General features: G+C 66.1%; 16 protein-coding genes, 1 tRNA gene and 1 pseudogene. 12 read left to right on the top strand and 6 right to left on the bottom strand.

Annotation, left to right across the window (positions count from 1 at the left end; translation table 11 throughout):
• Window position 1 precedes the first annotated feature (1 nt).
• From BM009_RS12405 to BM009_RS12385, 5 genes are all read left to right on the top strand, one after another.
• Entirely contained in the window at window positions 2–1321 is a 1320-nt protein-coding gene (locus tag BM009_RS12405; protein WP_093296523.1) for a spinster family MFS transporter, read from the top strand.
• Window positions 1318–2946: a carboxylesterase/lipase family protein gene (locus BM009_RS12400; protein WP_093296521.1), complete on the top strand. Its 1629-nt coding sequence runs from the start codon at window positions 1318–1320 to the stop codon at window positions 2944–2946. Before BM009_RS12405 ends, BM009_RS12400 begins: the two co-directional genes overlap by 4 nt.
• Window positions 2943–4523: an AMP-binding protein gene (locus BM009_RS12395; RefSeq protein ID WP_093296520.1), complete on the top strand. Its 1581-nt coding sequence runs from the start codon at window positions 2943–2945 to the stop codon at window positions 4521–4523. The genes BM009_RS12400 and BM009_RS12395 overlap by 4 nt, the downstream gene beginning before the upstream one ends.
• A 92-nt stretch (window positions 4524–4615) precedes the next feature.
• Entirely contained in the window at window positions 4616–5233 is a 618-nt protein-coding gene (locus tag BM009_RS12390) for a TetR/AcrR family transcriptional regulator (protein ID WP_093296518.1), read from the top strand.
• Window positions 5234–5305: 72 nt separating this feature from the next.
• Window positions 5306–6202, top strand: a complete 897-nt coding sequence (locus tag BM009_RS12385; protein WP_093296517.1) for an SDR family NAD(P)-dependent oxidoreductase — start codon at window positions 5306–5308, stop codon at window positions 6200–6202.
• A 27-nt stretch (window positions 6203–6229) separates the two neighbouring features.
• On the opposite strand, the gene BM009_RS12380 is transcribed toward BM009_RS12385, so the two are convergent.
• Window positions 6230–7312, bottom strand: a complete 1083-nt coding sequence (locus tag BM009_RS12380; RefSeq protein ID WP_093296515.1) for an AraC family transcriptional regulator — start codon at window positions 7310–7312, stop codon at window positions 6230–6232.
• Between the two features lie 236 nt (window positions 7313–7548).
• Between BM009_RS12380 and BM009_RS12375 the strand changes: the two genes are divergently transcribed.
• The 5 genes from BM009_RS12375 to BM009_RS12355 all read left to right on the top strand — a co-directional run bounded on the left by BM009_RS12375 (window position 7549) and on the right by BM009_RS12355 (window position 16120).
• Window positions 7549–10128, top strand: a complete 2580-nt coding sequence (locus tag BM009_RS12375) for a TonB-dependent receptor plug domain-containing protein (RefSeq protein WP_254772264.1) — start codon at window positions 7549–7551, stop codon at window positions 10126–10128.
• A 73-nt stretch (window positions 10129–10201) separates the two neighbouring features.
• Entirely contained in the window at window positions 10202–12259 is a 2058-nt protein-coding gene (locus BM009_RS12370; RefSeq protein WP_093296514.1) for an acetoacetate--CoA ligase, read from the top strand.
• Window positions 12256–13107: a 3-hydroxyacyl-CoA dehydrogenase family protein gene (locus tag BM009_RS12365; RefSeq protein WP_093296512.1), complete on the top strand. Its 852-nt coding sequence runs from the start codon at window positions 12256–12258 to the stop codon at window positions 13105–13107. Before BM009_RS12370 ends, BM009_RS12365 begins: the two co-directional genes overlap by 4 nt.
• A 24-nt stretch (window positions 13108–13131) precedes the next feature.
• On the top strand, window positions 13132–14451 hold the full coding sequence (locus BM009_RS12360) for a spinster family MFS transporter (RefSeq protein ID WP_093296511.1): 1320 nt from the start codon (window positions 13132–13134) through the stop codon (window positions 14449–14451).
• A gap of 34 nt (window positions 14452–14485) precedes the next feature.
• Window positions 14486–16120 (top strand): tannase/feruloyl esterase family alpha/beta hydrolase, encoded by a 1635-nt coding sequence (locus tag BM009_RS12355; protein WP_093296509.1) that lies wholly within the window; start codon window positions 14486–14488, stop codon window positions 16118–16120.
• Between the two features lie 432 nt (window positions 16121–16552).
• Here BM009_RS12355 and BM009_RS22605 read toward each other — a convergent pair.
• A pseudogene (locus tag BM009_RS22605) lies at window positions 16553–17170 on the bottom strand (hypothetical protein).
• Window positions 17171–17224: 54 nt separating this feature from the next.
• Here BM009_RS22605 and BM009_RS12345 point away from each other — a divergent pair.
• Window positions 17225–17884: a hypothetical protein gene (locus tag BM009_RS12345; protein WP_093296506.1), complete on the top strand. Its 660-nt coding sequence runs from the start codon at window positions 17225–17227 to the stop codon at window positions 17882–17884.
• Window positions 17885–18193: 309 nt separating this feature from the next.
• Here the strand turns inward: BM009_RS12345 and BM009_RS12340 are convergent, their stop codons facing one another.
• The 4 genes from BM009_RS12340 to BM009_RS12325 all read right to left on the bottom strand — a co-directional run bounded on the left by BM009_RS12340 (window position 18194) and on the right by BM009_RS12325 (window position 20392).
• The gene (locus BM009_RS12340; protein WP_254772263.1) at window positions 18194–18487 is read right to left on the bottom strand and encodes a helix-turn-helix domain-containing transcriptional regulator; all 294 of its coding nucleotides are present in this window, start codon (window positions 18485–18487) and stop codon (window positions 18194–18196) included.
• 34 nt (window positions 18488–18521) lie between these two features.
• Entirely contained in the window at window positions 18522–18860 is a 339-nt protein-coding gene (locus BM009_RS12335) for a type II toxin-antitoxin system RelE/ParE family toxin (RefSeq protein ID WP_093296503.1), read from the bottom strand.
• A 132-nt stretch (window positions 18861–18992) separates the two neighbouring features.
• The gene (locus BM009_RS12330; RefSeq protein ID WP_093296502.1) at window positions 18993–20147 is read right to left on the bottom strand and encodes a tyrosine-type recombinase/integrase; all 1155 of its coding nucleotides are present in this window, start codon (window positions 20145–20147) and stop codon (window positions 18993–18995) included.
• 154 nt (window positions 20148–20301) lie between these two features.
• Window positions 20302–20392 (bottom strand) — tRNA-Ser (locus BM009_RS12325).
• Between the two features lie 78 nt (window positions 20393–20470).
• Here BM009_RS12325 and BM009_RS12320 point away from each other — a divergent pair.
• Window positions 20471–21358: a peptidylprolyl isomerase gene (locus BM009_RS12320; protein ID WP_093296500.1), complete on the top strand. Its 888-nt coding sequence runs from the start codon at window positions 20471–20473 to the stop codon at window positions 21356–21358.
• The last annotated feature ends 3 nt before the right edge of the window (window positions 21359–21361 follow it).

The following is a 21361-nucleotide window of genomic DNA, read 5'->3' as shown; positions in this document are numbered from 1 at the left end:
TATGGCGACCGTTCCAGACGACGACGGTATCCAGCGCGAGCGGCAGGGCGCGCCAGCACCCCGGCCGCGCCTGGTGCTGGCGGCGCTGACCTTCGTCTATGTCCTGAACTTTCTCGACCGGCAGCTGATCGGCATCCTCGCCAAGCCGATCCAGGATGCGCTGCAGGTCAGCGACGGCCAGCTGGGGCTGATCGGCGGGCTGTATTTCGCGATGTTCTACTGCTTCATCGCCATTCCGGTTGGCTGGCTGGCGGACCGCAGCAACCGGGTCACGGTGCTGTCGCTCGCCTGCGCCGTGTGGAGCGGGGCGACGCTCGCCTGCGGGCTGGCAGCGAATTACGGGCAACTGGTCGCGGCGCGGATGCTCGTCGGTTTCGGGGAGGCGGGTGGCGTACCGCCCTCCTATGCGATCATCACCGACACCTTTCCGCCGGGCCGCCGCGCTGGCGCGTTCGGCATCTACAATCTGGGCCCGGCGATCGGCGCGGCGCTCGGTGTTGCGTTCGGCGCGGCGATCGCCCAGCGCTTCGACTGGCGCATGCCCTTCATTTTGATCGGCGGCCTCGGCATCGTTACCGCGCTGCTCGTCCGTCTGCTGGTGCGGGAACCGGCGCGCGGTGCGACCGATCCCGTGCGGACCGGCATGCCACACGCCAAGGCGCCGTTCTGGCCGACGTTGCGCATGTTCTTCGCTAATCCGGTGCTGATGCTGGCGGCGCTGGGCAGCGGCGCGACGCAGTTCGTCACCTATGGACTGGGCAACTTCGCGGTGCTGTTCCTGATGCGCGACAAGGGCATGGCGCTCGGTGAGGTCGCGCTGTGGTATGCGCTGGTGCTGGCGATCGGCATGGGCGGCGGCATGGTGTTGTCCGGCCGCGTCGTCGATCGGATGACGCGCCGCTCGCGTAGTGGCTATGCGGTGGCGCCAGCCGTGTCGCTGGCCGTCGCGATGCCCTTCTACGTCGCGTTTCTTTGGGCCCCGGGCTGGCCGCTCGCGCTGCTGCTGCTCGGGGTGGTGATGGTGTTCAACTATTTCTACCTCAGCGCCTCGGTCGCGCTGGTCCAGGAGGAAGTGCAGCCCAACCAGCGGGTGCTGTCGGGCGCGCTGCTGCTGCTGGTGATGAACTTCATCGGGCTGGGGCTGGGGCCGACCTGGGTCGGCTTCGCCAGCGACTGGTTCAAGCTGCACGGCCAGACAGACCATCTCCAGGCCGCGCTGTTCACGCTGACGCCCTTTTATCTGATCGCGATCGCGCTGTTCCTGTGGCTCGCACGACTGCTGCGCGACGCGCATTCCAATCCTCCCCGGAGTTCAGCATGAGACGCATTTATCGGGCCGCGCTCCTGGCCGCACTTGCCACGGCGCCCGCCGCTCGGGCGCAGGCGCCGATCGTCGCGGCGCCGGCCGGCGTGGTGCAGGGAAGCCAGGAAGGCGGTCTGCGGGTGTTCCGCGGGGTGCCTTATACCCAGCCGCCGGTGGGCAAGCTGCGCTGGCGACCGCCCGTCGAGCTTCCTGCGTGGCAAGGCGTACGCAAGGTCACGACGTTCGGTGCGGCCTGCGTGCAGCCCCGCGCGCAGGCAGCCGGCATTTACACCGATCCGCCCAAGCGGATGGACGAGGATTGCCTGACGCTCAACATCTGGGCACCCCAGCATGCCGCGAAGCTGCCGGTGATGGTGTGGATCCATGGCGGCGCACTCGTCTCCGGCTATGGCCATGCGGCGATGTACGACGGCGCGCGCATCGCGGCGCGCGGCGTAATCCTGGTCTCCATCAACTATCGGCTGGGCATTCTCGGCTATCTCGCGCACCCGGCGCTGAGTGCCGAGTCGAGCGACAGAATATCGGGCAACTACGGCCTGCTCGATCAGATCGCCGCGCTGCGCTGGGTCCGCCGCAACATCGCGGCTTTCGGCGGCGATCCCGGCAACGTCACGATCGCGGGCGAGTCCGCGGGCGGGCTCAGCGTGATGTACCTCATGGCGAGCCCCGCCGCGCGCGGCCTGTTCCACAAGGCAATCGCGCAGAGCGCCTATATGATCTCCGCGCCCGAGTTGAAGACCGCCCGCTTCGGGATGCCGGCGGCCGAAACCGCGGGAAGCCAGATCCAGCAGGCGCTCGGCGCGAGCGATCTGGCGGCCCTTCGCGCGATGGATGCGGAGAAGCTCACCGCGCTCGCGGCGGCCAAGGGCTATGGCCCCTGGGGAACGGTGGACGGCAAGCTGCTTACGCGGCAGCTCGTCGAGACCTGGGATCGCGGCGAGCAGGCGCCGGTGCCGCTGATCGCCGGGTTCAACGCCGGCGAGATCCGCTCGCTCCGCGTGCTGTTGCCGCCGGCGCCCGCGGATGCGGATGCCTATTCGGCCGCGATCCGCAGCCGCTATGGCGATCTCGCCGATCCGTTCCTCCGCCTCTATCCGGCGGAGACGATCGGCGAGAGCATGCTCGCGGCGACGCGCGACGCGCTCTATGGCTGGACTTCGATGCGGCTGGCGATCGGCCAGACTGCCATCGGCCAGCCCGGCTATCTCTATTTCTTCGATCACGGCTATCCTGCGGCCGACGAGAATGGGCTGCACGCCTTCCACGCGTCCGAGCTGCCCTATGTGTTCGGCACTGCCGGGGGTACGCCGCCGCTATGGCCGAAGGTGCCGGACACCTTGGCCGAACGGCGAATGTCAGACGCGATGCTCGGATATTGGACGTCGTTCGCGAGGACCGGCGCGCCCAGCGCCGCGGGCCAAGCCGGCTGGCTGCCCTATGGCAACGAGGCGAACTATATGGCGTTCGCGCAGGTGCCGCAGGCGCGCACCAAGCTCTTTCCCGGCATGTTCGCGCTGCACGAGGCGAGCGTCTGCCGCCGCCGCGCCGCCGGCAACCAGCAGTGGAACTGGAACACGGGGGTTATCTCCCCGGTCCTCACCAAGGTTGCAGGGTGCCGATGATCGACGGGAGCATGCAGGACTTCGCGCTCACGCTCGACAAGTTCCTGGACCATGCCGCGAAGTGGCACCCGCACGCGGAGGTCGTGACGGCGGTGGCGGGCGGCGTCGATCGCATCGGCTACGCCGCCCTGCGCGAGCGTGCGCGCGCGATCTCCACGCTGCTCGCCGGGCACGGGGTCGGTTTCGGCGCCCGGGTGGCGACGCTCGCCTGGAACAGCCAGGCGCATGTCGAAACCTGGTACGCGGTGATGGGCATGGGCGCGGTGTGCCATACGCTCAATCCCCGCCTGACCGCGGAGCAGCTTGCGGCGATGCTCGTCCAGTCGGAAGCGCGGCTGCTCGTCGCCAGCGCGGATCTGGTGCCGCTCGCCCGCCGCATTGCGGCCTTGGCGCCGATCGAGCGGATCTGGGTGATCGACGGTGAGGCTGGCGTGGCCGCTGCGGACGAGCCGCCTGTGGTGCCGCTGGCACCCCTGCTGGCAGGCGTCGAGCGGGATGTCCCGTGGGGCGACTTCGACGAGACAGCGCCTTCCGGGCTATGCTTCACCTCGGGCACTACCGGCGCGCCCAAGGGGGTGACGTACACGCACCGATCGAGCTTCCTGCACACGCTGCGGCTGCTGCAGGTGGACGTGATGGCGATTTCGGGCAGGGACACGGTGCTGGCCGTGGTGCCGATGTTCCACGCCAATGCCTGGGGGCTGCCGTTCGCGGTGCCGGCGGCGGGCGGCAAACTGGTGCTGCCCGGACGCTGGACCGACGGTGCGAGCCTCACTCGGCTGATCGCGGGGGAGCAGGTGACCGTCGGGGTGGGCGTGCCCACGGTCTGGCTCGGCCTGCTGGAGCACCTGGAAGCGAGTGGCGAAGACCTGCCGTCGCTCGAGCGGGTCATCGTCGGCGGGGCGCCGCTCGCACCGGCACTGATGGCGCGGATTGAGTCGGGGCTGGGGGTGGAGGTGCAGACTAGCTGGGGCATGACCGAGCTCTCCCCCTCCGGCACCGTTGCCGTGCCACGGGACCCGGCCCGCGCTGCGGCGCTTTCGGGCAAGCCGGCCATCGGAGTCGACCTGCTGCTAACCGACGCGCAGGGCCATGCACTGCCGGACCAGCGCGGCGGCGAAGGCCATCTGCGGGTCCGCGGCGCTGCGGTGATCGCGCGCTATTTCGGCGAGCCGGATTCCGCGCTGGATGCCGATGGCTGGTTCGCGACGGGGGATCTCGCGCGGATCGACGCGGGCGGCAATCTGCAAATCACCGGGCGCGCCAAGGATCTGATCAAGTCGGGCGGCGAATGGATCAATCCCGCCGAGATCGAAGCCGTGATCGGCGCCCTGCCGCAGGTGTCGCTGGCGGCGGTGATCGGGCGTCCAGACCCCAAATGGGGCGAGCGCCCGATCCTGCTGGTGGAGATGCGCAGCGAGCAGGTGGTGAGCGACGAGGCGCTGCTGGCCCCGCTCAAGGGCAGGGTCGCCTCATGGTGGATCCCCGATGCGGTGGTCCGCCTCGCCAGCATGCCGCTGGCGCCGACCGGCAAGATCGACAAGATCCGCCTTCGCAGGGACTTCGGCATGGCTTGACGCCCGCGCACGCACGCGGGAGAGACATTCGCGTGGAAGAGAATGTCAAAGCCCCTCGTCGTTCCAAGAAAGCGGAACAGCGCGCCGAAACGATGGAGCAGATCCTCGACGCGGCCGAATATCTCTTCTCCAAGCACGGGCTTTACGGCGTCACGCTGAAGGACGTCGCCAAGCGGGTCGGCGTCCATCACACGCTGCTCAACTATTATTTCGAGGACAAGGCCAAGCTCTTCCACGCGGTATTCGCGCGCCGTGCCGCCGTCACCAGCGAGCGGCGGATGCAGGCGCTGGACCGCTATGAAACCGAATGCGCGGGCAAGCCCAGCGTGGAGGGGGCGCTGCGCGCCTTCCTCGATACCGATCTCGACCTGTACATCGAGGGCGGCGAGGCGTGGAAGAACTATGCCGCGCTGGGCGCCCAGGTCGCCAACACCCCGGAATGGGGTGCCGAGCTGATGGACGAGCATTTTGATCCCGTGGTGCTGCGCCTGATCGGCCTGCTTAAGCAGGCGTTGCCCGACTGCGCCGAGGAAAACATCTTCTGGGGCTATCACTTCGTCACCGGTGCGCTGATGCTCACGCTGGCGCGAACCGGTCGCATCGACAAGCTGTCGCACGGGCTGTGTAAGTCCGACGATTTCGTCGCGGTGAAGGAACGGATGGCGTCGTTCATGGCTGCCGGCTTCCTGGAAATCTGCAATCGCGGCTGAAATCAATCATTCACTCTCTTGTTAGCGAACGTCCGATGGAATAGCCTCGCGGAAACAGGAGAGGGGATATCCATGCAGCTTGCGGATCGTGTCGCGATAGTCACCGGCGCCGGCGGAGGGCTGGGCCGCGAACATGCGCTTTACCTTGCGCGACAGGGCGCCAGGCTCGTCGTCAACGATGTTTCCGAACCCAATGCCGCTCGGGTCGCGGCTGAGATCGAGGCGGCGGGAGGCCAGGCACTGGCCGTCGCCGCCTCGGTTACCGACGAGGATGCCGTCTCCGCGATGGTCGACGCGGCGCTCGGGCGCTGGGGCCGGATCGACATTCTGGTGAACAACGCGGGCATCCTGCGCGACAAGAGCTTCGCCAAGATGTCGATGGACGAGTTCCGGCTGGTCGTCGATGTGCACCTGATGGGTGCTGCGATCTGCTCCAAGGCGGTGTGGGAGCCGATGCGGGCGCAGCGGCACGGCCGGATCGTCATGACGACGTCGTCTTCGGGGCTCTACGGCAATTTCGGGCAGGCGAACTATGGCGCTGCCAAAATGGCGCTGGTCGGGCTGATGCAGACGCTGGCGATCGAAGGTGAGAAATACGGCATTCGGGTCAACGCGCTGGCGCCCACTGCGGCAACGCAGATGACGCATGGCGTGCTATCCGAGGAAAGTTTGCAGCTGCTCCATCCAGCGCTGGTGAGCCCCGGCCTGCTTGCGCTGGTCGGCGAGGATGCGCCCAGCCGCGCGATCCTCTGCGCGGGCGCCGGCCATTTCGCCGCAGCGCATGTCACCCTCACCCAGGGCATTCAGGTCGGCAGCGGCGATGCCGCGGGCGTGGCGGTTGTCCGGGACTGGGATGAGATCACGCGGCGCGACGGCGAATGCGTGCCTGGCTATGGGTTCCTGCAGGCGGAGCGCGAAGTGGAAGCGGCTGGCTATGCGCGGGATGTTGCCGCAGCGGCCGCTCGCTGACCGGACCGGTCGCGCCTTGTCCGGCGCTCAGATGGGTTCCGCTTTGCTCGCGCGGATACCTGCGACGGTCTTGCCGGTCCAGCGCCGGATCGCACGTCGGAGGTTCGCGCCGTCGCTAAAGCCTACCTTCCACGCAACATCGTCGACGCTCATCCGCGTCGTCTGGAGATATTCGATCGCCAATCGGCGGCGGACGTCGTCAACGATCCCGCCGTAGCTTGAGTCCTCCGCGGCAAGGCGCCGGCGGAGCGTCCGCTCCTGCAAGCCCAGATGCGCCGCGACCGTCTCCATCGAGGGAAACCGGCTGGGGGCGTTCAACAGGATCTGGTACACCTCGCCGGAGAGGCCCGAGGATGTCCTGGATTGGCCGATCAGCCGCTCGCAGGTTTCCTCCAGCATGATCCGGGTCAATCGATTGCCCAGCTCGGGCGTCTGCTCGAGAATGCCGATCCGATAATGAAGTTCGTTCGCCGCCGCGTCGTAGGTGCAGGGGCAGGAAAGTTCGCGTGCATCCTCCGCGGCATGCGCGTCCCGCGGCAAGGCGAAGAGCGCGCGAACCGGGAGATTGTCGGTCCCTGCGGTGTCGCGGATGTGGGTGAAGGTCATCTTCATCTGCTGCCGCACCAGGAAGGTGCGCACCTCGCTGCTCATCACCTCGCGATAGATCTCGCGGAACTGCCACACCGCCACGTCGCCCTCCGCGCGCCATTCCAGCCGCACGGTCGGCGTGGCGAGGGGCTGGTAGCGGACGGCGAAGTCGAAAAAGTCGCGCATCGTGGGCGAGCACATCAGCGCGTAACCGTACATTCCATAGGCGGAGAGATGCAGCCGTGCGCCGATTGCGAAGGCGTCGGCCGGCGCTGCGCCTGCGGCCACGATATTCTCGCAGGCGACCAGATACTGGCCGATCGAGGTCAGCGTATGGGGATCGCGGACATCGGTCAGGGTGAGCCCGGTGCGTTCTAGGACCGTCTCCGGCGTCATGCCGCGCCGCGCCACCGCATCGATGACCGTCGCGATCTTGAACGGCGCGAAGATGCGCTGGTTGAGCGACGGAAACCCTGCCCGGCCGCTGCGCATCCTTGCCGCATCGTCATCCTCGAGCGGCATGGCGATCCTTCTCCGTTTTCCGCCCGGCGTGTCCGCTAATGACACAGCGATGTCCGCCGGTGCGCTTACCGACATGTCTTCCAGACCATAAGCAAAGGATCAAGCCGACAAAGCGCGGCAGCGGCGGAGTCCGCATTCAAGAAGAGCCCATGCGGGGAGAGGAAATGATGTCGGATCGAGCAGAATCTGCGCGTTCGCCTGCGCGTCTATGCCGCCGCTCTGCACTCGCGGCGGCGATGCTGAGCCTACCGGCGCTGGCCCATGCCCAGAGCACCGAAGCCGCCAAGCAGACCGAGGAGAGCAGCGCCGAAGCGGAGCCGGTGATCGTGGTCACCGGCACCAGCATCCGCGGCGTTCCGCCGACCGGATCGGGCCTGATCAGCGTGTCGCGGGAAGACGCCAAGATCATCGGCGCGGCGAGCACCCCCGAACTGCTCGCGACGGTGCCGCAGCTCAACAGCTTCAACACCGCCCCGCGCGTGAGCAATGGCGGTCTCGGCTCCTTCGCGCCCGGCCTGCGCGGCCTGCCGAGCGCGGCCACCCTGCCGCTGATGAACGGCCATCGCCTGATTTCCGGCAGCACCCAGCAGACCAACCCCGACTATCCGTTCATCCCCGAACTGGCGATCGAACGGGTCGAGATCGTCGCCGACGGCGCCTCGGCGGTCTACGGGTCGGATGCCGTGGCCGGGGTGGTCAACTTCATCACCCGTACGCGCGTCTCCGGACTGGAGGCGAACGTGCGGTACGGCATGGCGGACGATTATCACGCGTTCAACGCGGGCGCGATCACGGGCAAGGACTGGGGCAGCGGATCGATCGTCGCCGCCTATCAATATCAGGAAAACAGCAACATCACCGGCGCGAACCGCGACTATCGCGCGCTCGATTTCCGCGCCGTCGGCGGCGTCGATACGCGCTCTACGGTGTGCCCCGACGCGAACGTCAATCTGTTCACCGGCACGATCTACGCCGCGCCCAGCCTAGCGCCGGGCATCAACACTTGCGATCCGCGCGGGGCAGTCGATCTGCTGCCGGCGAACCGCACGCACAGCGTGCTCGTCTCGGGGCGACAGAAATTGTCGAGCCGCGTCACCGCCTGGGCCGATCTCCTCTATTCGGACCGTCGCGACATCGTGCAGGCGGCGCTGCCCGGGCAGACCTTCGTGCTGCTCACCGCCGCCAATCCCTTCTTCCGCGCGCCGCCGGGCACGAATACGCTCTTCGAATATGTCGACTTCCGGCCGGACCGCCTGGTCGGCGCCGACCACTTCGATCAGCGCTTCCGGGTGCGCGCCGGCAACGCGACAGCCGGGATCGACGTCGATCTCCCCGGCGACTTCAAGGCGACCGCCTTCGGCACGATCAACTGGTCCCGCAACGACACCTTCCAGCCCGGGATCAACACGACGGCGCTGACCGCCGCCGCGGCCGGCACCACGACCGCCACGGCCCTCGATCCCTTCGGTACGCGAACGAGCCCCGCCGTCGTGGCGGCGATCCTCGACAACCCCACCGATTTCACCAACCATCAGCGCCTGGAGATTGGCGCGGTGAAGATCGATGGCCCGCTTGCCAGCCTGCCTGGCGGCAAGCTGAAGGTGGCGCTGGGGGCGGAATATCGCCGCGAAACCTATACCCAGCGGGGATCAAGCGGCGGCGTCGGCTTCCCCGAAGACTTGGGGCGGAACGTCCAATCGGTGTTCGGCGAGCTCTTCGTGCCCCTGTTCGGCGATGGCAATGCCGCGCCGCTCGCGCACAGCCTCACCCTGTCGCTCTCGGGGCGCTACGACCACTATAGCGACTTCGGCTCGACGACGAACCCGAAGCTGGGGGTCACCTGGGAACCGATCGCCGGCATCAACCTGCGCGGCAGCTATGGACGATCGTTCCGTGCGCCCGGACTGCGCGATCTTGGTTCGACTGTCGGCTCCTACTATTCCGCAGCCGCGCTGGTGGACGCGTTCGGCGCGCGCGATCCGGCCCGCGGCGCGGCCCAGGTCAACACCATCCTGCTATATGGCGGCAACCGGAACCTGGAGCCCGAAACCGCGCGTACCTGGTCGCTCGGCGTCGACGTGCAGCCGAGGTTTGCCCCCAATCTTAGCGCCAGCGTCACCTTCTATGACATCAAATATGACGACGTGATCGGGACGCCGTCCGGGCTTGGCGCGCTGCTGTTCAGCGATCCGACCTTTGCCTCGCGCGTGGTCCGCAATCCCACGCCGGCACAGGTGAGCGCGGCCATCGCCAACACGGTGCCCTTCTTCTATACCTTCGCGGCGGTGCCGACGATCGGCAACATCCTCGACCTGCGGCAGGGCAATTTCGGTGTCCGCAAGACCAACGGTCTGGATTTCGACGTGCGGTACCGCCACGCCACGGGCTTCGGGACCGCCTTCGGCGGCATCGCGGGCAACTACATCCTGAACTACACGAACCGGCTGTCGCCCACTTCCCCCGAGAGCGACTCGCTCGCGGCGGGGATCCCGCGAACCACGTTGCGGACCACGCTCGGATTCACCGCCGGACCGGTGACCTTCGTCAATTTCGTCAACCACCGCTCGGGTGTCACGGCGTCCTACGCGACCCCAACCGGGTCGAGCCTCTACACTTCCGGCGGCTACACCACCGTCGATCTGCGCCTGACGGTGCGCTTGCCCGACATCGCGTTCGCCAGGCGGACCGAACTCGCGCTGCAGGTGAACGACCTGTTCGACGCAACGCCGCCCTTCTTCCCCGGCACCGACGGCATCGGCGGCGCCTACAACCCCATCGGACGCTACGCCGCGATGAGCCTGCGGACATCCTTCTAGCCCGGTCGGTCGGCGCAGACGACCGCGTGCAGCGCCGCTCGCGATTGCACCAACAGCCAAGGTTTGCCCCTCGATGATTCCTCCCGGTACCAGCGTGCACGTCCCGGCTCCGATCCCGCAGATCCGCCTTTACCGCGACTGGTTGAAGGCAGCGCGGGGACGGGACTTCGCAACCTACGAGGATCTGCGCCGCTGGTCGGTCGACGATCTCGACGGGTTCTGGCGCAGCATCTGGGACTATGACGGTATCGAGTCACCGACGCCGTTCGCCGCTGTCCTGAGCGACGATCCCATGCCCGGCACGCGCTGGTTCGACGGGGCGCAGCTGAACTATGCGCGGCACGTGTTCCGCCATGCCGCCGCCGCGGATGCCGCGGACCAGCCGGCGATCATCGCCATGGACGAGAGCGGCGGCAGCGTCGCGATTGGATGGGGAGAATTGCGGCGACAGGTGGCGTCGCTTGCGCTCACTCTTCGCGCACGCGGCATCGTGCCGGGCGACCGCGTTGCCGCCTATCTGCCGAACATTCCCGCGGCGGTGGTGGGGCTGCTCGCCTGCGCCAGCCTGGGCGCGATCTGGACCTTGTGCTCACCCGACATGGGCACCGCTGCCGTGCTCGACCGCTGGCGCCAGACCGCGCCCAAGGCGCTGATCGCGATCGACGGCGTCTTCTATGCGGGTAAGGCGCTCGATCGGAGCACCGCCGTGGCCGCCATTCGCGAACAGCTACCGTGCATCGAAACGGTGTTGCTTGTGTCCACCGGATGCGGCGCGAATGACGTGTCCGACGCCATCGACTTCGCCGCTGCAACGGCGCGCGAACACGCGACCGTCGCGGCGTTCGAACCGCTATGGCTGCCCTTCGACCATCCGCTGTGGATCCTCTATTCGAGCGGCACGACCGGACTGCCCAAAGCGATCGTCCACGGCCATGGCGGCGTCGTGCTCGCGACCGCCGCAGGTCGGCTGCATTTCGACCTTGGCCCGAGCTACGAAGCCAACACGCGCGGGGATCGCTTCCACTGGTACAGCGCAAGCGGCTGGGTGATGTGGAACATCCAGGTTGGCGGGCTGCTCAGCGGCACGACGATCTGCCTGTTCGATGGCTCGCCGAGCGGTACCAAGGCCGCTCCCGACTGGACCCGGCTCTGGGACTTCGCGGTGCGCAGCGGCGTCACCTGGTTCGGCGCGGGCGCCGCCTTCTTCTCCCAGTGCCGCAAGGCAGGGATCGACCTGGCGCGCATTCCCGGCCTGGGCCGCATCCGCGCGCTCGGCAGCACCGGATCGCCGCTGCCGCCCGATGTGCAACGCTGGGGAACGGGACAGTTCGCTGCCATCGGACGACCCGGCATCTGGTGGTGCAACGTCAGCGGGGGCACCGAGATCGCCGCCGCATTCCTGGCCGGCAATCCCGAACTCCCCGACACGCCCGGCCGGCTGCAATGCCGCCATTTGGGTGCCGCGATCGAAGCCTGGGACGAGGCGGGCAGGCCGGTCATCGACACGGTGGGCGAGATGGTGTGCACGCGTCCGTTTCCGAGCATGCCGCTCCATTTCTGGGGCGATGCGGACGGCAGTCGCTACCGCGATTCCTATTTCGCCGCGTGGCCGGGCGTGTGGCGGCATGGGGACTGGCTGACGATCGGCAGCGACGGCAGCTGCACGATCTCGGGCCGCAGCGACGCGACGATCAATCGCCATGGGGTGCGCATGGGGACCGCGGAAATCTATGCCGCGGTCGAGCACCTGCCCGAGATCGCCGACACCATGATCATCGATGTCGAGGATGCGGAGGGCGACAGCCAGCTGCTCTTGTTCGTCGTACCCGCGGCGAACCAGCCGGTCGACACGCGCATGGAAGCGGCGATCGCCGCAGCGATCCGCACCAGCCTGTCGCCCCGCTTCGTGCCCGATCTGCTGATCGCCGCGCCCGGCATACCGCGTACGCTTTCCGGCAAGAAGCAGGAGCTTCCGATCAAGCGACTGTTCGCCGGATGGGCTGCCGCCAAGGTGGTGCATGCCGACGCGACGGCCACGCCCGAGCTTCTGCCCTGGTACATCGAACAGGCGCAGCGCTGGCTACGCGAGCGCCGCTCCGGCGCCTTGTCTGACATGGGAGACGCATCATGAATGTCGGCGTTGTCGGCGCCGGGCTGATGGGCGCGGAGATCGCGCTCGTCTTCGCCTTGGCCGGGCACGAGGTCCTGCTGCACGATGCCAGCGAGAGTGCGCTGGCCGGCGCCCTGGCTCGGCTGGATGGTATCCTCGAGAAGGGTGTCGTGCGGCAGATCTACGCCGCCGATGTGGCTCAGGCTGCGCTTGCCCGGATCGTTCCGGCCAATGCCATTGCGGCAATGGCCGACTGCGTGATGGTCACCGAGGCGGTGTACGAGTCGCTCGACGCCAAAGCCGCAGTGTTACGCGCGCTGGACGAAGCCTGTGCCCCGACGTGCATCCTTGCATCGAACACGTCGACGCTGCCGATCTCGACGCTTGCAGCGTTCCTGACGCCGGCCCGGCGAGCGCGCTTCCTCGGCACCCACTATTTCTCGCCGGTCTCGCGCATGACGCTGGTCGAGGTGATCCCCGGTTTCGCATCGGACGATGCAATCGTGGACGAGGTCACCGCCGTGCTCGCCGGGCTCCGCAAGCAGCCCGTGCGGATCAAGGATGTTGCCGGCTTCGCGGTGAACCGGATGCTGCATGCGCTGCTGATCGAGGCGGTCAAGCTGGTCGAGGAGGGTGTGGCCACTCCGGCCGACCTGGATGTCGCGTGTCGGCTGGGCCTGGGGCATCCGATCGGCCCGTTCGCGCTGATGGACATCGTCACGTCGGACCTCTGCCTGCAGGTGCAGCAGATCCTGCACGATGCCTATGGTGAGCGCTTCCGCCCGCCGGCATTGCTCAAACAGCGCGTCGCCGCGGGCTATGGTGGCGGTACGAAGCGACCCGGCTGGCTGGCGACGGACCGGACATAGACGATGCTGGAGAGGAAAAAGCGGATGATCGACGCGCAAGCCATGGGGGCAGCGCCCGGCGGCGGCTCCACGCCGGTGCGGGGCGCGCGGATCACGCTTGCCATGCTGTGCTTCGTCTATGTGCTCAACTTCCTCGACCGGCAGCTGATCTCGATCCTGGCAAAGCCGATCCAGGAGGGGCTGGGCATCACCGACGGCCAGCTTGGCCTGCTGACCGGCTTCTATTTCGCGCTTTTCTATTGCTTCATCGCGATCCCGATCGGCTGGCTCGCCGATCGCACCAGCCGCGTGAAGGTGCTCGCCGCAGCTTGCGCCATCTGGAGCGCGGCGACCGCCGCCTGTGGCATGGCGGGCAGCTACCCGCAGCTCGTGGTGGCGCGGATGATGGTTGGCGTCGGCGAGGCCGGCGGCGTGCCGCCATCCTATGCGATCATCTCGGACAGCTTTCCGCGCACGCGGCGGACGACGGCGATGGCGATCTTCAATCTGGGCCCCCCGATCGGCTCGGCGCTCGGCGTTGCCTTCGGTGCCTCGCTGGCAGCCGCTTTCAACTGGCGCATTCCCTTCTACGCGATCGGTGCGGTGGGCGTGGCGGCAGCGCTGGCGGTGTATTGGCTCGTCCGCGAGCCGCAGCGCGGCGCTACCGACGGTCGTCCTGGAGCTTCTGCGCCGGCGCCGGTGCCCGAAAGCTTTGCCGCAACCATCGCGCGGTTCTTCCGCAATCCGCTGCTGCTGATGGCGTCGCTCGCCAGCGGCGCCGGCAACTTCATCACCTATGGCCTGCTCAATTTCACCGTGCTGTTCCTGATGCGCGAAAAGGGGATGACGCTGCAGGAAGTGGCGCTCTGGTATGCGCTCGTCGTCGGCATCGGGATGAGCGCGGGCATCTATGCCTCGGGGCGCATCGTCGATCGGTTCGCGCGGCGCAGCAAGACCGCTTACGCCAACGTGCCCGCCGCTTCCCTCGTCCTGGCGCTGCCATTCTTCCTGGCCTTCACCTGGGTGCCGAGCTGGCAGGTCGCACTGGCCTTTCTGGCGGTGCCGATGTTCCTCAACTCCTTCTTCCTCTCGGCGACCGTCACTTTCGTCCAGAGTGAAGTGGCCCCTGAGCGCCGCGTCATCTCGGGTGCGCTGCTGCTCCTCGTGATGAACTTCATCGGCCTCGGCCTCGGACCGACCTATGTCGGCATCGCCAGCGACCTTTTCCGCCCCAATTATGGCGATCATGCCCTGCAGGCGGCCTATTTCGCGCTGGCGCCAATGTATCTCGTCGCCGCCGCGCTGTTCCTGTGGCTCGCGCGGCTGATCCGCCGATCATCCCCCGCCGGTGCAGCATGCGTCTAGCCGAAGCAACAGATCGGAATCGTTGGAGAGGATCATGAAGCCCAAGCACTGCCTCGCCCTTCTAGCCGCGAGCGCGATCGGCGCGCTGGCCCCTCATCTTGCGTGGGCGGAAGCGGGTGATCCTCTCTCCGACGGCGGCATCCGCTGCGCGGCAATGATGCGCCTCAAGCTGGCCGACACGACCATCTTGAGCGCGGCCATGGTGCCCGCCACGCCCGCCGAGTCCACGGCCGCCGGCGACGTGCCCGGCTATCGAAGCTTTTGCCGCGTGGTCGCCCGTGTGCGCGCTGAACCCGGCTCGGATGTGGGGGTGGAGCTGTGGCTTCCCGCGCAGGGCTGGAACGGCGTGTTTCACGGCAATGGCAGCGGCGGGTTCGGCGGCAACTTCGTGCTGGGCTATCCGGGGATGGTCGAAGGACTCAGGCGCGGCTTCGCGACGGCGACCACCGATACGGGTACCGCGCCCGCCACGCCGCTCGAGGGCGAGGCCCTCGCTGGTCAGCCGCGCAAGTGGCGCGACTGGGGGCGGCTTTCCACCCATGTGATGACCGTCGCCGGTAAGGCGATCACCAAGGCCTTCTACGGGAAGGCGCCGCGGAAGGCGTATTACACCGGCTGCTCGACCGGCGGGCAGATGGGCCTGATCGAAGCGCTCTACTATCCCGGCGACTATGACGGCATCCTGGTGGGCGCACCGGTGATGAACCGGACCTGGGGTCACGCCGCCGTTCTGTGGGACTATGCGGCGGCCAATCGCGCGCCGGGGCATCTGCTCTCCGACCCCAAGCTCAAGCTTCTCCACAAGACCGCGATCGCAAGTTGCTGGCGGCAGGGCCGCGGGCTGGCCGGCGACCCGTTCGTTTCCGATCCCCTGCGCTGCACGTTCGATCCACAGGTGCTGCTGTGCAAGGGCGCGGCATCCGACACCTGCCTGACCGAGGGCGAGGTTGCCACCGCGCGCGCTTTCTATGCCGGCCCAACCGGCCGCGACGGCAAGCCCGCCTATTTCGGCTGGCTGCCGGGGAGCGAGATGCCTGGCACGTTCGGCTGGTCCTTTCTGCAAAAGCCGATCAACGGCCAGCCGCCCTTCGGCGCGCTGTTCCAATGGGTGTTCGGCCCCGACTGGGACTGGCGGCGCTTCGACGTTGACCGCGACATGCCGATTGTCGACGCGCGGCTGGATCCCATTGTCAATGACGCGATGCGGGGAAGTCTCGAGGCATTTGCGGCGCGCGGCGGCAAGCTAATCGTGTTTCATGGCCTTGCCGACACGCTCGTCCCACCCGGGCAGTCGGTTGCCTTCTTCGATCGCCATGCCGAACAGATGGGCGGAGTCGCGAAGCTGGCCGGCAGCGCGCGCCTGTTCCTGGTTCCCGGCATGATGCATTGCGGCGGCGGTACCGGGCCGGTTGCCTTCAACACCGCGTCGGGCATCCCGCAGCGGCCGCCCTGCGACGACGCGCAGCACGACATGTTCTCGGCACTGATCGCTTGGACGGAAGGAGGGGAGGCGCCCGCCAGGATCGTCGCGACACGATATTCCGATGACGATGGCGACGTGATCGCGATGCAGCGTCCGCTTTGCCCTTATCCGGCGCGAACCGTGTATCGGGGCACGGGATCTACTGCGGCGGCCAACAGCTTCCGGTGCGAACTTTCTCAGGAGTGAGGAGGTACCTCATGACCGCGCCGTCAGGCATACTACGATCAGGTGTCAGTGCGAGGATCTCCGCATCGGCCAAAGGCGTGAGCAGCGGACCAACCCGCCCCGTTGTCTGCGCTCGCCGATGGATGGCTTCCCGTAGCCCCTGCTGTTAAAGTCGTCTCGCACCCTAGAGCGAAATCTCAGTCTGACCAGATTGGCCCCCTTCGTCCTGGTCACCATCCGCACCCACTTCATGGGCTGGCGCGAGTCCGCTGTCTCCGAATGGCTCGATAGCCTCAAGGCACAGGAGACTGCCGTCAGCCCGCGAGCCTGACGATTCCCCTCAGTACATCCGTAATGCAACAATCGCGCGAGGTGAAACGACCTCGGCCCATCAGATGATCTCAGAGCCCACCGTTTCACCTCACCCCGGCGATCCGCCGGACATGCGCACCGTCACAGCGACAGCATATACGCCCGCAACACGTTGACGGTCTCGGTCAGCCCATCGGCTTCCATATCCAGCAGCAGCACCTCGGCCGCTTGACCCGCCCGCGCGTCCGTCGAATGGCCGCCAAGGCCTTGGCCGATGGTCAGCCGGTGCGGCGTTGCCAGAACGGCGCGTCCGGCCACCGCCGCTCCATCGCATAATAGGTTCGGTGGTGCGCATGATAGGCGTGCCATGTAGTCGCGCGCGGTCTCGGGGAGGTCCTCGAATGCGAAGGCCCACACGATCTTGACGCTCACCGAGGTGGTGAAGCGGAACGTGCGGTCGGTCTTGTTGTAGAGCGCCAGGCCTTTCGGGGGGCGGCGGGTCGTATAGTCGTCCGTCGGGCCCATCCCCTCGATCTTGAGGGCGCCCTCGGGGCCCAGGATGATCCCGTCGGTATCCGGCAAGAGCGGATAGTTCTCGTCGGTTGAAGTTGAAGCCGCGCGAGAAGACCCGTCGGGTCATGCTCTGCAGGCGGGGGCTCTTGCGACGGACACATCCCTGATGCCAGTAACGGACAGGGTGTTCACCGGGGCCTGACCGATGCTCATCAGCATCTCGTTGACGGCTTCCAGCTCCGTCATCGCGGAGATAATGGGCATAGGTGAAGCTCCAGGGGGAAGGTTTTAGCGGCCAACATGAAAGCGTTTTTGATAACGGTGATTGGCGGCTTGATAGTCGCCCTTGGTTCCGTCTGGGTGACGGATTGGTACAACACCCAGAAGGCGGCGAATGCACAGCAGCTTAGCTATGATATCGCTTCGGGCTACTTGTTTGAGCCAACCGATGATTGGGTGTCGCTCTGGAAGAAGCCAGGACCCCACGGCATGATGCCTCTCCAAATTGAAAACGTCGGCAACGATGACTTAGATAACCTCACCATCAATGTGCGGAGTGACTTCGAGCCAATCGAGCTCGTCACTTATGGGAAGCAGTCTAAGGTTAATTCGGAGATCCCAAAAATTGAACGCGAAGGGAAAGGGTTCAAGATAACCTACCAGTTGTTACGCAAGGGTGACAGTGGTATGTTTTGGGTATCAACGAAGTATTCTTCGGGAATGTCTATTAATTCCCCCAAGAAGGGGATGGCTCTTATCCAGAAACAGGGACAATCTGCCGATGAGGACTATTGGTCTCCAATCTGGTTCCTCGTCGGTTTTTTGGCGCTCCTGGGAGCCTTCGTGGGCGGAATGGTCGCGTTTGAATCTTACGTTAAAACGGTCCTGAATACCGTTGGTCTTGACCCGAAAGAACTGCAGCAAGCATACGAAGCCGAGGTCGCAAAGAAGAAAAAATAGGGGACCCCCGAGGGGGCCCCTGGGCCCGACTTGTCGGGATCGCGCCGGTGCGCAGCTCGATGGAGCACTTGCTCCGCAGCTTGCGGGTACCGACCATCATCCGCGAGATGAGCAGGGTGCCCTGCTTCTCCGGCTGATCGACGATCTGGAACGACGGGTCCTGCACGATCGCCGAGCAGGCAGCCATCGGCGTCCAGATGACGCCCACGGTTGTGCCGTACTTGGCGCGGTACGGAGCCGGGTTGGCCGCGTTGGCACTGTCGTCAGCGCCGAACACGCCCGAAAAAATGGAACGATATTGTCGTGTGCTCATGCCGCCTCGACTGCATGGGCCTGGATCTCGACGCCAAGGCGCTTGCGCACGGCACCGAAGATCGCCGCGAGATTGTCCATGCTCGGGTTGCCGTTCTCGGACAACATCCGATGAAGGCTCTTGCTGGGCTTGTTGGTCTCAACGGCCAATGCCTCGAAACCGACCGACGCGTTGACCAGATCACGCAGGATCAACCGGGCCGTGTGCGGCTCTCCGTTGAGGAACAGGGTTGCTGCCTCGTCGAGCAACGCCTTCGCAAAGGCAGGATCTCGGCCCGCGCGCTCCTTCACCGTCTCTTTGAAATTCCGAGTGAGAGCCACTGTCCTACCTCTTTGCCTTTTTCTGCGCCGCCTTCCGCGCCTTGTATTCAGCCAGCAAATCGCTGGCGCGATCAATATCTGCCTGCTGCCGCTTTTTCGTTCCACCGGCGAACAGCACGATGAGGTCATTGCCGTCCTGGGTCAGATAGAGCCGATAGCCTGGTCCCCAATCGATTCGATATTCGCCAAGGCTGCCACCGATCCATTTGATGTTGGACGTGTTGCCTAGCTCCATTCGCAACATTGCGGTCGCCACTTTCGTGGCCGCTTGCGCATCGAGCCCATCAAACCAAGAACGAAAGGGACAGGCGCCGTCCTCCTGAACATATTCCTCTATGACCACTTATCACCTAGTGGTGGTAACATAACCGTTACCATGCGTCTAGCGCCATATCGCCGTCAGCCCCGAACTGAGCGCAACAACAATCGTCGTATCGCAATGTCGATCGAGGACGCATGAGACTCTGATAGAGAATCAAACAGAAGGCTTCGCACAGAAGGCAGCCCAGTCGCGCATGAGCAGCCTTCGCTTGTCGAGAAAGTCTGTCCGGCGATAGGCGGCCTCGACCTTGTTCGAGACCGTGTGGGCAAGCGCCGCCTCTGCGATCTCGCCCGAATAGTCGGTCTGCTCCGCAACCCAATCACGGAATGCCGAGCGGAACCCGTGCACGGTCACCGCGAGATCCATGTCCCGTAGGATCTTGAGGAGTGTCATGTCCGAGAGCGGCTTCTTCACGTTCTGACCGGGGAACACCAAGTCGCTGGCGCCAGCCTTGAACTTCTTGGCGCACTCGAACACGGCCACCGCTTGGGGTGCGAGAGGCACGACGTGCACTCGCCCCATTTTCATCCGTTCGGCCGGGATGGTCCACAACGCTGCTCCCAGGTCGAGTTCCGACCAGGTCGCACCCCGAATTTCGCCTGATCGCGCCGCTGTCAGGATCAGCGCTTCCAACGCTACGCGGCCCACCGATTCACGCGCGCCCAGCTTCTCCATGAAATCCGGCACCGAAGCATATGGCAGAGCCGCGAAATGGTTGTCCTTCTTGGGCTGGCGAGGGAGACCCTTGGAAAGCGAGCGCATCGGCGCTTCGGTCGCGCGAAACCCGCGTGCATAGGACCAGTCGAGAACCGTACCGATGCGTTGCCGGACGCGGCGCGCAGTCTCCGGCTTCGACAGCCAGATCGACGCCAGCACATCCCGGATCAGCGGCCCCTCGATCTCGCTGACCAACCGGTCGCCCATCTTCGGGAAGGCGTAGGTCTTCAGCGTTGCGATCCACTGGTTCTGATGCTTGCCGTTCTTCCACGCCTTTTCGTGTTCCTCGTGGACCATTTCGGCAGCTCTCCGAAAAGTCGGAATGACCATCCGCTCCTGCTTCCGTTCAGCGACAGGGTCGATGCCCAGCGCGATCTTCTGGCGAGTAGCGAAAGCGGCGTCCCGAGCCTCTTTGAGAGAAACGACCTTCGAGGAGCCCAGCCCGATATCCTGGCGCTTCCCATTATTCTGGACCCGGAGGATCCAGCTGGCTGCTCCCTTGCCATTGATTTCGAGAAACAGGCCATCCCCATCGGAATAGCGACCGGGTTCGGTAAGCGACCGGATCTTGAGCGCAGTGAGCTTTCCCATGCCACCTCCACCTCATTCTTCCCCACACTTTTCCCCACACTTCACGTGAGATCGTGTCGGATTGAGTGAAACGCAGCGGAACGAAAAAACCGCTGATTTCTGCGGCTTTTTAGCAGTTTTTAGGGGGTTTGGGGAGCCCCAAAAAGGGCGCAGGTGGCGGAGCGGGAGGGATTCGAACCCTCGATACGCTTTTGGCGTATACTCACTTTCCAGGCGAGCGCCTTCGACCACTCGGCCACCGCTCCGCAGGATACCTGGAAGGCGCGGCCCTACCGTTCCTTGGGCGGCTAGGCAAGCGTCCGTTGGCATGCCAAGCTCACCCCATGGCAAAAACCCTGCTCGTCCTCGCCGCGACCCTCGCCGCCGCGCCGCTCGCCGCCCAGACCGCCCCGCAGTCGCCCACACCGTCGCGCCCTGCCCCCTCGGCGGCCGAACCCGCCCCCGAGGACTGGCACGATATTCCCGATGATGAGATCCTGCTGATCCAGCTGGCGAGCGGCAAGCAGGTTGCGATCCGCCTCGCCGCCCGCTTCGCGCCCGCGCACGTCGCCAATATCCGCAAGCTCGCCGCGGCGCGCTGGTGGGATGGCGAGAGCGTCTACCGGGTGCAGGAAAACTGGGTCGCGCAATGGGGCGATCCGACCGAGAAGAAGCCGCTGCCGCCCGAGATCCTCACCCGCCCGCCCGCCGAGTTCGAAATCGGTGCCTTCACCCCCGCACAGCGGCTGTCCAAACCCGACTCCTACGCCGCCGCCACCGGCGTCACTGCCGATGGCTGGCCGATCGCCAGCGACGGCAAGGCGGCCTGGCTCTCCCATTGCTACGGCATGGTCGGCGTGGCGCGCGATAGCCTGCCCGATACCGGCAGCGGATCGGAGCTGTTCACCCCGATCGGACAGTCGGCACGCCGGCTCGACCGGAACTACACGGTGGTCGGGCGGATCGTCGAGGGGATGCAGTATCTCTCCGCCCTGCCTCGCAGCGACGCGGCGATGGGCGTCTATGCGACCGCAGCCGAGCGGACCGGCATCGCCTGGGTGCGCCTCGCCAGCCAGCTCCCGCCCGACGAGCGGCCGCACTTCCAGGTCCGCGCCACCGACAACGCGCGCTATGCGGCGATGATGGCGCTGCGCGAGAACCCCGCGCCGCCGACCATCGCCACCGGACTCAACGTCTGCGACCTGCCGGCAGCGATCCGCCGCCGGCCCTGAGTC

The sequence above is a fragment of the Sphingomonas sp. NFR04 genome (genome assembly GCF_900114095.1).
GTDB lineage: Bacteria > Pseudomonadota > Alphaproteobacteria > Sphingomonadales > Sphingomonadaceae > Sphingomonas.
This window is presented reverse-complemented; position numbering and strand designations above follow the sequence as displayed.

Coding starts and splice junctions, on each gene's coding strand:
- BM009_RS12405 (WP_093296523.1), top strand. CDS start 2: ATGGCGACCGTTCCAGACGACGACGGTATCCAGCGCGAGCGGCAGGGC.
- BM009_RS12400 (WP_093296521.1), top strand. CDS start 1,318: ATGAGACGCATTTATCGGGCCGCGCTCCTGGCCGCACTTGCCACGGCG.
- BM009_RS12395 (WP_093296520.1), top strand. CDS start 2,943: ATGATCGACGGGAGCATGCAGGACTTCGCGCTCACGCTCGACAAGTTC.
- BM009_RS12390 (WP_093296518.1), top strand. CDS start 4,616: ATGGAGCAGATCCTCGACGCGGCCGAATATCTCTTCTCCAAGCACGGG.
- BM009_RS12385 (WP_093296517.1), top strand. CDS start 5,306: ATGCAGCTTGCGGATCGTGTCGCGATAGTCACCGGCGCCGGCGGAGGG.
- BM009_RS12380 (WP_093296515.1), bottom strand. CDS start 7,312: ATGCCGCTCGAGGATGACGATGCGGCAAGGATGCGCAGCGGCCGGGCA.
- BM009_RS12375 (WP_254772264.1), top strand. CDS start 7,549: ATGCTGAGCCTACCGGCGCTGGCCCATGCCCAGAGCACCGAAGCCGCC.
- BM009_RS12370 (WP_093296514.1), top strand. CDS start 10,202: ATGATTCCTCCCGGTACCAGCGTGCACGTCCCGGCTCCGATCCCGCAG.
- BM009_RS12365 (WP_093296512.1), top strand. CDS start 12,256: ATGAATGTCGGCGTTGTCGGCGCCGGGCTGATGGGCGCGGAGATCGCG.
- BM009_RS12360 (WP_093296511.1), top strand. CDS start 13,132: ATGATCGACGCGCAAGCCATGGGGGCAGCGCCCGGCGGCGGCTCCACG.
- BM009_RS12355 (WP_093296509.1), top strand. CDS start 14,486: ATGAAGCCCAAGCACTGCCTCGCCCTTCTAGCCGCGAGCGCGATCGGC.
- BM009_RS12345 (WP_093296506.1), top strand. CDS start 17,225: ATGAAAGCGTTTTTGATAACGGTGATTGGCGGCTTGATAGTCGCCCTT.
- BM009_RS12330 (WP_093296502.1), bottom strand. CDS start 20,147: ATGGGAAAGCTCACTGCGCTCAAGATCCGGTCGCTTACCGAACCCGGT.
- BM009_RS12320 (WP_093296500.1), top strand. CDS start 20,471: ATGGCAAAAACCCTGCTCGTCCTCGCCGCGACCCTCGCCGCCGCGCCG.